Origin of the sequence: Lutimaribacter saemankumensis (genome assembly GCF_900100005.1) — a bacterium.
GTDB classification, from domain to species: Bacteria; Pseudomonadota; Alphaproteobacteria; order Rhodobacterales; family Rhodobacteraceae; genus Lutimaribacter; species Lutimaribacter saemankumensis.
The window spans coordinates 118,842-130,302 of the sequence record NZ_FNEB01000004.1 but is presented as its reverse complement, the minus strand read 5'-3'; the positions used below and the strand labels follow the sequence as shown (position 1 = coordinate 130,302).

The following is an 11,461-nucleotide window of genomic DNA, read 5'->3' as shown; positions in this document are numbered from 1 at the left end:
GCGATAACGTCCCGCAAGGGAAGGAAGAGCGCACCATCATGCGCCCACCCGTTCGTGCACCAGGGGCAGCGGATCGGGCGGCTGCGCCCCCAGCGTGACCGCTGCCTGCACCGCGCGCAGTGCGGCCTCGGCTGCATCCTCGCGCGCCGCATGGACACGGGCCAGCGGCTGGCCCTTTTCGATCCACGCCCCCAGGGACGAAACCTCGGACAGGCCCACCGCCGGGTCGACCCGGTCGGTTTCGACCTGCCGCCCACCGCCCAGCCCGACAACGGCAAGCCCCAGCGCCTGCCCGTCGATCGCCGTCACGTAACCCGCCTGCGGCGCGGGGATTTCGCGGATGACCGGGGCCTCGGGCAGGAAGCGCGCCCATTCATCGACAAAGGCCAGCGGTCCGCCCTGTGCGGCCACCATGCGCCCCATCGCCTGCGCCGCACGGCCGTCAGAGATCGCGGCGGCGATTGCAGACGCACCAAGCGCCGCATCCGCCGCCAACCCGGCCTGCGCCAGCGCCACGCCACCAAGTTCCACCGTCAGATCGTACAGGCGCCCGCGCGCCTGGCCGGTCAGCACCCGCATCGCACTTGCCACCTCGAGCGCGTTGCCCAGGTCCGGCGCCAGCGGCTGGTTCATGTCGGTGATAAGCGCGGCGGTCGGGCAACCGGCGCTGTTGGCGGTATCGACCAGCGCCTGCGCCAAAGCCCGCGCGTCCCCGGGCGTTTTCATGAACGCGCCCGAGCCGAGCTTTACATCCAGAACCAGCCCCTGCAGCCCCGCCGCCAGTTTCTTGGACAGGATCGACGCGGTGATGAGATCGAGGCTTTCGACCGTCGCCGTCACGTCGCGCACCGCATAAAGCCGCTTGTCCGCCGGGGCGATTTCGGCGCTCGCCGCCACGATGGCGCAGCCCGCCTGATCCACGACAGCACGCAGGCGCGCCTCGTCCAGGTCGGTGGTGAAGCCGGGGATCGATTCCAGCTTGTCGAGCGTGCCGCCCGTATGGCCCAACCCGCGCCCCGAGATCATCGGCACCGCCGCACCGCAGGCCGCCAGCGCGGGCGCCAGCACCAGCGACACGCAATCGCCCACGCCACCGGTCGAATGCTTGTCGATCACCGGACGGTCCAGCGCCCAGCGCAGCACATGGCCGGAATCGCGCATCGCCAGCGTCAGCGCCACGCGCCCGTCGCGGTCCAGCCCGTTCAGCAGCACAGCCATGGCAAAGGCGCCGGCCTGCGCATCGCTGACGGCGTGATCGGCAAGGCCCTGCGCGAACCAGCACAGATCCTCGGGCGTGACCGGGTGCTTGTCACGCAGCCTGGCGATGATGGCGCGGGCATCCATGCGGAATCAGCCCTTTTCCCCGTGCCCCTGGCCCAGATGGCCCAGGCCGAAGGCGCCGGGCAGCAGATCGGCCACCGTCACCACCTGTTCCGGCCCATCGACCGTGGCCATGCGCACCGTGACCTCGCCGCGCGAAAACTCGGCCAGTTTCTGGCGGCATCCGCCGCAGGGGGTGACGGGGGTCGGGCTGTCGGCGATTACGCAGACCTCGATGATCTCGGTTTCGCCGGCGGCGACCATCGCGGCGATGGCCCCTGCCTCGGCGCAGGTGCCTTCGGGATAGGCGACGTTTTCCACATTGCAGCCGACATAGACCGTGCCGGACGCGGCGCGGACCGCGGCGCCCACCTTGAAATGGGAATAGGGTGCATAGGCGTTTTCGCGCACGTCGCGTGCGGCATCCAGCAGGCTCATGCCTTGTCCTCCAGTTGCGTTTTGAATTGGCCGGGCAGCGTGACTTCGATCAGTTCGAGGTCGTCCGACAAGTCGCTGTATCGTGTACTCATGCCCGGCGGGATCACGAAAGCGTCGCCCTGTTCCAGCGATTGCACCGGGTGCCCTTCGCCCTCGAGCGTCAGGGAGCCCGCCATGACATAGGTGAAATGGATATCGGCGTCGGTGCTGGCCCGGACGGTCGGCTCACCATCGGGCCGAACGACCTGAACGCCCGCCACCCCGCGCGTGTTTTCCGCGATCGTCGTGTCGCGGCAGGTAAAGCCCGGCAGGCGGAACGGCCCCCACACCGCCTTGTCGGCCTGGTGATGGACGAATTTCTGCCCGTCCCATTCACGATCGGGCCGAAGATGCGGGGTGGGCAGGTCCATGTCATGTTCGATCTCGGTGACATGTTCGGCGGGCAGGCCCACCTCGATCACCTCGAGCCCGTCGCTGGCGTGCAGCACGCGATGGCGGATTTCGGGCGGCTGGATGAAACAATCGCCCGCCTGCAGGCGGATCGGCGGGCCCTGATCCTCGTAGACGACATCGACCCAACCCCGGATACAGAAAATAAGCTGAAAACCGACCTTGTGGTAATGCACCATGTCCGGCACCGGGCCGCCGTCGGGGATGCGGATATGGCTGGCGATGATCGACCCACCCAGCCGGTCGGGGATCAGGTCGCGGTACTGCATGCCTGCGCGCCCGACGATCCAGGGCGCCTTGTCCGCCAGCTTGCGCACGACAAAGCGGTGCGCGGCGGGCGGCGTCACGACGGGCGGGTCCAGCGGCGCGATTTCGATCCGTGTGCCGTTCGGCGCGGTCAGTTCGGTCTGGCCGCCCGCGATCAGCACGGGATCGTCGGCGCGGATTCGCAGGATGCCCGGCCCGGTCCCAAGCCCCTTGCGCAGCCGCAGGCGAAGGCCATGGCCGGAAAACACCGCCTCGCGCGGGTCATCGGCGGGAAAGATTTCGTCCATCCGCATGCCCAGCACATTCGTGAAAAAGGCGATGTCCTCGGGCAAATCCGACGCTGGCAACAGCATTTCGGCGCGGATATTCTGCATGGGCGGCGTCCTTGGGCAATCGGTGGTTCGATCCTGTCCGCTCGGGGCCCGCTTTGCAATACGCGATAAGCGGCCGGAGGGGGCCGATTTCCCTTGCGTCAAACGATAGTTTAATACTAAACAATCTTCGGAGGAGGCCGCCATGACCGAAAGCCCAAAAGACGCGCTGCGCCAGGCCGCGCTGTTTTATCACGAGCACCCGAAGCCCGGAAAACTCGAAATCCGCGCCACCAAGCCACTGGCCAACGGCCGTGACCTTGCCCGTGCCTATTCGCCCGGCGTGGCCGAGGCCTGCACCGAGATCGTGGCCGACCCCGCCAATGCCAGCCGCTATACCGCGCGCGGTAACCTTGTGGCTGTGGTCACCAACGGGTCGGCCGTGCTGGGGCTGGGCAATATCGGGGCGCTGGCATCGAAACCGGTGATGGAGGGCAAGGCGGTCCTGTTCAAGAAATTCGCCGGTATCGATTGCTTCGATCTGGAACTGGACGAACCCGACCCCGAAAGACTGGCCGAGATCGTCTGCGCGATGGAACCCAGCTTTGGCGCGATCAACCTCGAGGACATCAAGGCCCCCGATTGCTTCATCGTGGAAAAGATCTGCCGCGAACGGATGAACATCCCCGTCTTCCACGACGATCAGCACGGCACCGCGATTGTCGTGGGTGCGGCGGCCAAAAACGCGCTGCATGTCGCCGGCAAGACATTCGAGGATATCAAGGTCGTCAGCACCGGCGGCGGCGCCGCCGGCATCGCCTGCCTGAACATGCTGCTGAAACTGGGCGTAAAACGTGAAAACGTCTGGCTCTGCGATATTCACGGGCTGGTCTGGAAAGGCCGCACCGAAGACATGAACGAACAAAAGGCCGCCTTCGCGCAGGACACCGATCTGCGCACGCTCGATCAGGTGATCGACGGGGCCGACCTGTTTCTCGGCCTGTCCGGCCCCCGCGTGCTAAGCCGCGAGATGGTGGCGAAAATGGCCGAGCGCCCGATCGTTTTCGCGCTGGCCAACCCCACGCCGGAAATCCTGCCCGACGAGGTGCGCGAGGTCGCGCCGAACGCGATCATCGCCACCGGGCGCAGCGATTTTCCCAATCAGGTCAACAACGTGCTGTGTTTCCCGTTCATCTTCCGGGGTGCGCTGGACGTGGGCGCGACCGAGATCAACGACGCGATGCAACTGGCCTGCATCGATGGCATCGCGGAACTGGCCCGCGCCACCACGAGCGCCGAAGCCGCCGCCGCCTATCGCGGGGAACAGTTGAATTTCGGGGCCGATTACCTGATCCCCAAACCCTTTGATCCGCGCCTGTCCGGCGTGGTGTCCACCGCCGTTGCCCGCGCCGCCATGGAGTCGGGCGTGGCCACCCGCCCGATCGACGATTTCGCCGCCTACAAACAACAGCTGAACGCAAGCGTGTTCAAATCCGCCCTGCTGATGCGCCCGGTATTCGAGGCCGCCGCCACCGCCGCGCGCCGCATCGTCTTTGCCGAGGGCGAGGACGAACGCGTTCTGCGCGCCGCGCAGGCGATACTTGAGGAAACGACCGAACAGCCCATCCTGATCGGGCGCCCCGAGGTGATCGAACGCCGTTGCGAACGCTATGGCCTGACCGTGCGGCCGGGCCGCGACCTGCATATCGTGAACCCCGAAAACGACCCGCGCTATCGCGATTACTGGGGCACCTATCACGAATTGATGGCCCGTCGCGGCGTCACACCCGATCTTGCCCGCGCGATCATGCGCACCAATTCGACCGCGATCGGCGCGGTCATGGTGCATCGCGAAGAGGCTGACAGCCTGATCTGCGGCACGTTCGGTGAATACCGCTGGCACCTCAACTATGTCACGCAGGTTCTGGGCCGCGGCGATCTGCGCCCGCATGGCGCGCTCAGCATGATGATCCTGGAAGACGGGCCGCTGTTCATCGCCGACACCCATGTCTATTCGCTGCCCACGCCGGAAAACCTGGCCGAGATCGCCATCGGCGCCGCGCGCCACGTCCGCCGTTTCGGGCTGGTGCCGAATGTCGCCTTCTGTTCCCAAAGCCAGTTCGGCAACCAGTCCGAGGGTTCGGGCAAACGGCTGCGCGAAGCAATCGCGATACTCGACAGCAAGCCCCGCGATTTCGCCTATGAGGGTGAAATGAACGTCGATGCCGCCCTTGACCCGGAACTGCGCGAACGCCTGCTGCCGGGCAACCGCATGCAGGGCACCGCCAACGTTCTGATCTTCGGCCATGCCGATGCGGCATCGGGTGTGCGCAACATCCTGAAAATGAAGGCCGGCGGGCTCGAGGTCGGCCCGATCCTGATGGGCATGGGCAACCGCGCGCATGTGGTCACCCCCGGCATCACCGCGCGCGGGCTGCTGAACATGGCGGCCATCGCGGGCACGCCCGTGGCGCATTACGGCTGAACGCAAAAAGCGCCGCCGGCCTTGCGGGACCGGCGGCGCCGTGCGTGTTGGGGATGTCTTATTTCTTGGTGGGTTTGGCGCCGGGTTTCGCCGGCTTTTTCTTGGTGTCGCCCATGGCAACAGACCTTCCTGAGGCAAAGGGCGCAGCACCATGCGGCGCCCTGACCGCACAGCTACCACCGATCCGAAACACGGTCTGATGCGATTTCGACATCGCCGCTGTCGAAAACAGTCAGGCTCGCGAATCCGTGATTCCGGCCCCGACCGGTTTTGCAGAGCTATGGTTTGCAACTTTGCACTCGCAGGAAAATTTCGCAGCCCACGACCATCGAACAAAAGAGTTTGCAAAAATTTGCAGGCGCATCGCTGCATATTCTGCAAATTTTCTGCGGCCTTATGTCCGTTTGGGCGGTAACAGGCTTGCCCCGACGGCACCCTGTCACCTATCCCCGTTGCCAGACAGCGCCGGGCATGCCACGGCCTGAGGGACGGAGGACAAAGACCATGACCACCTATGCAGACGTGTATCAAAGCTGGAAGAACGATCCCGAAGCCTTCTGGATGCAGGCGGCCGAAGCGATCGACTGGGACGAAAAACCGTCGAAAGCGTTGTTCGATCTCGGCGATGACATGTACGAATGGTTCGCCGACGGCAAGGTGAACACCTGCTGGAACGCGGTCGACCGCCATGTCGAACAGGGCCGCGCCGATCAGGTGGCGATCATCCATGACAGCCCGATCACCGGCACCGTTCACAAGATCACCTATCGCGAACTCAAGGATCGCGTGGCCAGCCTTGCCGGCGCGCTGCGCGCAAAGGGCGTGGAAAAGGGCGACCGCGTCATCATCTACATGCCGATGGTGCCCGAGGCGCTCGAGGCCATGCTGGCCTGTGGACGCATCGGCGCGATCCACTCCGTCGTCTTCGGCGGTTTTGCCGCGCATGAACTGGCCGTGCGGATCGACGACGCCAAGCCCAAGGCGATCATCGCGGCCTCCTGCGGGTTGGAACCGGGCCGCGTGGTCCATTACAAGCCGCTGCTCGACGGCGCGATCGAGCAGGCAAGCCACAAACCCGAATTCTGCGTGATCTTCCAGCGCGAACAGGAAGTCGCCAAACTGACCGAGGGCCGGGATGTCGACTGGCACGGTTTCCAGGCCGGGGTCGAACCCGCCGACTGCCTGCCGGTCGAGGGCAACCACCCGTCCTACATCCTCTATACCTCGGGCACGACTGGCCAGCCCAAGGGCGTCGTGCGCCACACCGGCGGCCATCTGGTCGCGTTGAACTGGTCAATGAAGAACATCTACAACGTCGATCCCGGCGATACGTTCTGGGCGGCGTCCGACGTGGGCTGGGTCGTCGGCCACAGCTATATCTGCTACGCGCCGCTGATCCACGGCAACACGACCATCGTGTTCGAAGGCAAGCCCGTGGGCACCCCGGACGCCGGCACGTTCTGGCGGGTGATCTCGGAACACAACGTGCGCAGCTTCTTCACCGCCCCCACCGCCTTCCGCGCGGTCAAGCGCGACGACCCCAAGGGCGAATTCGTCGGCAAATACGATCTCAGCGGGCTGCGGGCGGTCTATCTCGCTGGCGAACGCGCCGACCCCGACACGATCAACTGGGCCGCGAACGTCCTGGGCAAGCCGATCTACGACCACTGGTGGCAGACCGAAACCGGCTGGACAATCGCCGGCATGCCCGCGGGCATCGAGGCGCTGCCGGTCAAGGTCGGCAGCCCCACCGTGCCGATGCCCGGCTATGACGTGCAGATCCTAGACGAGGCGGGACACCCGATGAAACCGGGCGAACTGGGCGCGATCGCAGTCAAGCTCCCCCTGCCCCCGGGCACGCTGCCGACGCTGTGGAACGCCGAAGCGCGGTTCCGCAAATCCTATCTCGAACATTTCCCCGGCTATTACGAAACCGGCGACGCAGGCATGATCGACGAGGATGGCTATCTCTACATCATGGCGCGCACGGATGACGTGATCAACGTCGCCGGCCACCGCCTGTCCACCGGCGCGATGGAAGAGGTGCTGGCAAACCACCCCGACGTGGCCGAATGCGCCGTGATCGGTGTCTCGGACGAACTCAAGGGCCAATTGCCCGTGGGCTTCGTCTGCCTGACCACCGGCGTGAACCGCCCACATGACGAGATCGCCAGGGAATGCGTCGCCATGGTGCGCGACCAGATCGGCCCGGTCGCGGCGTTCAAGCTGGCCTGCGTGGTCGACCGCCTGCCCAAGACCCGTTCGGGCAAGATCCTCCGCGCCACGATGGTGAAGATCGCCGACGGCGAGGCGTTCAAGATGCCCGCGACGATCGACGACCCGGCCATCCTCGATGAAATCGCCGAGGCGCTCAAATCCATCGGCTATCCCAAGGGCTGATGTCGCGAAGGCGAGGGGCCAGCCCCTCGCGCTCCCCGGGATATTTGCGGAAAGAGAAAACACCGGGCGCAATCCCGTTTTCTCTTTCTTTCATATATCCCGGGGGAGTCCGCGGCACGCGGACGGGGGCAGCGCCCCCAACCCCGAGGGCCCCGAAGGGCCCGAGACATACGGCGTCGCGCCAGCGACACCGCTTTGTCACGTCAGGTCGCGCAGACCGCCCAGAACGAAATCGCCCGCAAGGTCGGCATAGTCCGCACGGCTCAGCCCCTTGCCGGGGCGGTGCCACATGTAGAACCAGTTCACGATGCCGAACACCGTCATCGTCGCAGCGCGCAGCCGGTCGGGCGTGAGCGCGGGCGCCTCGGCGCTGACCGCATCCGACATGATCGCGACCAGCCGGCGCTGATGCGCGATCAGCGGTGCCTGCTTGTCCGCCGGCAGCACCGAAAGCGCATCGAGCTGCAGCTTGTGCTCGGCATCGGCGTCCTCATAGGCCGAGAGCACCGCGCGGATCAGCCCGCGGATGCCTTCGCTGCGCGCGGCCTCGACCACTTCGACAAGCGCGCCCAGATGATCGTCCAGAATGTCGAACAGAAGATCCTCTTTCGACGGGTAATAGTGATAGATCAGTGCCTTGGACACGCCGCAGGATTTCGCGGCCCCCGTCATGCTGGCGCGGTCGAACCCGTGGCGCGCGAAATACTGCGCGGCCCCGTGGCGCAGGGCCGCGCGTTTCTCGTCGTGGTCGCGGGCCAGGCCCCGGGCCATCAGTCGCCCTTGGGGCGGTTGTCGATGATGCGCACCGCCTTGCCCTGGCTGCGTTCGACCCCACCAGGGTCCGAGACATGGATCTCGACGCTGACGCCGACCATCTGCTTGATGCGGTGCGCCATGTCGCGCGCGGCGGCGTCGCGGCCGGACTGGCCGACGCCCTCGCAGGCCTCGCAGAGCACGCGCATCGCGTCCATCCGGCCCTTGCGGTGCAGTTCGATCTGGAAGTGAGGGGCGAGGTCGCGGACCTGCATCAGCACTTCCTCGATCTGGGTGGGGAAAACATTGACGCCGCGCAGGATGATCATGTCGTCGGACCGGCCCGTCACCTTTTCCATCCGACGCATGCTGCGCGCGGTGCCCGGAAGCAGCCGGGTCAGGTCGCGCGTGCGGTAGCGGACGATCGGAAAGGCCTCTTTCGACAGCGATGTGAAAACCAGCTCGCCCAGCTCGCCATCCGGCAGCACCTCGCCGGTTTGCGGGTCGATCACCTCGGGATAGAAATGATCCTCCCAGATGTGCAGGCCATCCTTGGTTTCCACGCATTCGTTGGCCACGCCCGGTCCCATCACCTCGGACAGGCCGTAGATATCGACGGCGTGCATGTCGAACGCTTCTTCGATTTCGCGGCGCATCGCGTTGGTCCAAGGTTCGGCGCCGAAAATGCCCACCTTGAGCGGCGATTTGCGCGGGTCGAGCCCCTGCGCCGCGTATTCATCCAGGATCGACAGCGCGTAGGACGGCGTGACGGTGATGCCGGTGGCGCGGAAATCCTCGATCAGGCGCACCTGGCGCGGCGTCATCCCGCCCGAGATCGGCACCGTGGAAAGCCCCAGCTTGTCGGCGCCCAGATGGATGCCCAAACCGCCGGTGAACAGGCCATAGCCGTAAGCGTTGTGCAGCAGATCGCCGCGCCGCAGGCCCGAGGCCCGCAAGGACCGCGCGACCACCGTGCCCCAGACGTCGAGATCGTTCTTCGTATAGCCCACCACCGTCGGCTGGCCCGTCGTGCCCGAAGACGCGTGGATGCGCTGCACCTCTTCGCGCGGGACCGCAAACATCCCGAACGGGTAGTTGTCGCGCAGGTCGGTTTTCACCGTGAAGGGAAATTTCGACAGGTCCGACAGGGATTTCAGGTCGTCGGGATGCACCCCCGCATCGTCAAAGCTTTTGCGGTAGAACGGCACGTTGTAATAGGCGTGGCGGAGCGACCATTTCATACGGTCCAGCTGCAGCGCCGAGATCTCGTCGCGGCTGGCGGTTTCGATATGTTCAAGGTCGCCAGGTCTGGGGGACAGGTCTTCCATCACACGGCCTCCATCAGAAGGGCGATGCCCTGGCCCACGCCGATGCACATCGTGCAGATCGCCCGTTTGCCGCCATTGTCGGACATCGTGATTGCATTGGTCAGGGCAAGCCGCGCGCCGGACATGCCAAGCGGATGGCCCAGCGCAATGGCGCCGCCATGCGGGTTCACGTGGTCGGCATCGTCCGGCAGGCCAAGCTGGCGCATCGTCGCCAGCCCCTGCGCGGCAAAGGCCTCGTTCAGCTCGATAAAATCGATATCCCCGATCTTGAGGTCATGACGGTCCAGCAGCGCCTGCGTCGCAGGGGCCGGTCCGATCCCCATGATCCGCGGCGGCACACCGACCGTGGCCATCGAGGTGACGCGCGCACGCGGCGTCAGGCCGTATTTCTTGACCGCGTCGGCACTGGCCACGATCAGCGCGGCCGCACCGTCGTTCACGCCCGATGCGTTGCCCGCGGTCACGCTGCCGCCCTCGCGGAAGGGGGCGGGCAGCTTGCCCAGTTTTTCCAGAGTGGTGGCGCGGGGATGCTCGTCGGTATCGACGACGATGGGATCGCCCTTGCGTTGCGGGATGCTGACCGGCTTGATCTCACGCGCGAGGCGGCCGCTTTCGATTGCGGCGGCGGCACGTTCCTGGCTGCGCAGGGCGAATTTGTCCTGGTCTTCGCGGCTGATGTTGAAATCCTCGGCCACGTTCTCGGCCGTTTCGGGCATCGAATCCGTGCCGAACTGCTTGTGCATGGCGCGGTTGACGAACCGCCAGCCGATCGTCGTGTCATAGATCTCGGCCCGGCGGGAAAACGCCGCATCCGCCTTGGGCATGACCAGCGGCGCGCGGCTCATCGATTCCACGCCGCCCGCGATCACCAGGTCGGCCTCGCCCGTCTTGACGGCGCGCGCGGCGCTGCCGACGGCATCCAGGCCAGAACCGCACAGGCGGTTGATCGTGGCGCCCGGCACCTCCTCGCCCAGGCCCGCCAGCAGCGCGGCCATGCGCGCGACGTTGCGGTTGTCCTCGCCGGCCTGGTTGGCGCAGCCGATCAGGCACTCGTCGATCTTCAGCCCGTCGAACGGAGCCACCAGTTCGCGGATCACGCCTGCCAGCATGTCGTCGGGGCGCACATGCGCCAGGGCCCCGCCATAACGGCCGATGGGTGTGCGCCAGCCCTCGCAGATGAATGCCTCTCTCATGCCTCGTCCTCCTGGAAATGCTGTCCTGATATCTGCCGCGACAACCCGCGGAACAGCGCGACCTTGCGCCCGTCCTCGCCGGTGACAACGACGTCGTAAACACCTGAGCGGCCGGTCAGGCTGACCTCTTCTGCCGTGGCCGTCAGGCGCTCGCCCCCCTTGCCGGGGGACAGGTAGGTGATCGTGTTTTCCTGCGCCACGACGATCTTGTTGTAGCTGTTGCAGGCAAAGGCGAAGGCGCTGTCGGCCAGGGTAAAGATATAGCCGCCATGGCAGATGCTGTGCCCGTTGAGGTGATGATCCGCCACCTGCATCGACAGAACCGCCCGTCCGGGGCCGATCTCGTCGATCTGCGCGCCCAGCCACTTGCTGGCGCGGTCGTCCTTCCACATCGCTTCGGCCGACAGCCTTGCGCGCTCTTCCGGTGTCATCCGGCCCCTCCCGCCTGTTCACCGCATGACCCTGCACAAAACCGACCGAGCGGTCAAGAGTATTGCGCCGCCCCGCGGGATGCGC

General features: G+C 65.8%; 9 protein-coding genes. 2 read left to right on the top strand and 7 right to left on the bottom strand.

Annotated elements, in window-relative coordinates; genetic code table 11:
* Positions 1 to 36: 36 nt before the first annotated feature.
* From BLT50_RS09655 to BLT50_RS09645, 3 genes are read right to left on the bottom strand one after another with little or no spacing between them, the layout of a single operon-like run.
* A complete protein-coding gene (locus BLT50_RS09655; RefSeq protein WP_090028470.1) occupies positions 37 to 1,344 on the bottom strand; it encodes a thymidine phosphorylase in 1,308 nt (435 codons plus the stop codon).
* Positions 1,345 to 1,350: 6 nt separating this feature from the next.
* Positions 1,351 to 1,758, bottom strand: coding sequence for a cytidine deaminase (locus BLT50_RS09650; protein WP_090028469.1), 408 nt, complete (start codon positions 1,756 to 1,758; stop codon positions 1,351 to 1,353).
* A complete protein-coding gene (locus BLT50_RS09645) occupies positions 1,755 to 2,849 on the bottom strand; it encodes a cupin domain-containing protein (RefSeq protein WP_090028468.1) in 1,095 nt (364 codons plus the stop codon). The genes BLT50_RS09650 and BLT50_RS09645 overlap by 4 nt, the downstream gene beginning before the upstream one ends.
* A 142-nt stretch (positions 2,850 to 2,991) precedes the next feature.
* Between BLT50_RS09645 and BLT50_RS09640 the strand changes: the two genes are divergently transcribed.
* Both BLT50_RS09640 and prpE read left to right on the top strand, forming a co-directional pair.
* Positions 2,992 to 5,271: an NADP-dependent malic enzyme gene (locus BLT50_RS09640; protein WP_090028467.1), complete on the top strand. Its 2,280-nt coding sequence runs from the start codon at positions 2,992 to 2,994 to the stop codon at positions 5,269 to 5,271.
* Positions 5,272 to 5,775: 504 nt separating this feature from the next.
* Positions 5,776 to 7,671: a propionate-CoA ligase PrpE gene (prpE, locus tag BLT50_RS09635; protein WP_090028466.1), complete on the top strand. Its 1,896-nt coding sequence runs from the start codon at positions 5,776 to 5,778 to the stop codon at positions 7,669 to 7,671.
* A gap of 198 nt (positions 7,672 to 7,869) precedes the next feature.
* Here prpE and BLT50_RS09630 read toward each other — a convergent pair whose 3' ends face one another.
* The 4 genes from BLT50_RS09630 to paaI are packed head-to-tail and all read right to left on the bottom strand — an operon-like array spanning position 7,870 to position 11,376.
* On the bottom strand, positions 7,870 to 8,442 hold the full coding sequence (locus BLT50_RS09630) for a TetR/AcrR family transcriptional regulator (RefSeq protein ID WP_090028465.1): 573 nt from the start codon (positions 8,440 to 8,442) through the stop codon (positions 7,870 to 7,872).
* Positions 8,442 to 9,752: a phenylacetate--CoA ligase PaaK gene (gene paaK, locus BLT50_RS09625; RefSeq protein WP_090028464.1), complete on the bottom strand. Its 1,311-nt coding sequence runs from the start codon at positions 9,750 to 9,752 to the stop codon at positions 8,442 to 8,444. The genes BLT50_RS09630 and paaK overlap by 1 nt, the downstream gene beginning before the upstream one ends.
* Positions 9,752 to 10,945, bottom strand: a complete 1,194-nt coding sequence (pcaF, locus tag BLT50_RS09620) for a 3-oxoadipyl-CoA thiolase (protein WP_090028463.1) — start codon at positions 10,943 to 10,945, stop codon at positions 9,752 to 9,754. Before pcaF ends, paaK begins: the two co-directional genes overlap by 1 nt.
* On the bottom strand, positions 10,942 to 11,376 hold the full coding sequence (gene paaI / locus BLT50_RS09615; protein ID WP_090028462.1) for a hydroxyphenylacetyl-CoA thioesterase PaaI: 435 nt from the start codon (positions 11,374 to 11,376) through the stop codon (positions 10,942 to 10,944). Before paaI ends, pcaF begins: the two co-directional genes overlap by 4 nt.
* Positions 11,377 to 11,461: the final 85 nt, after the last annotated feature.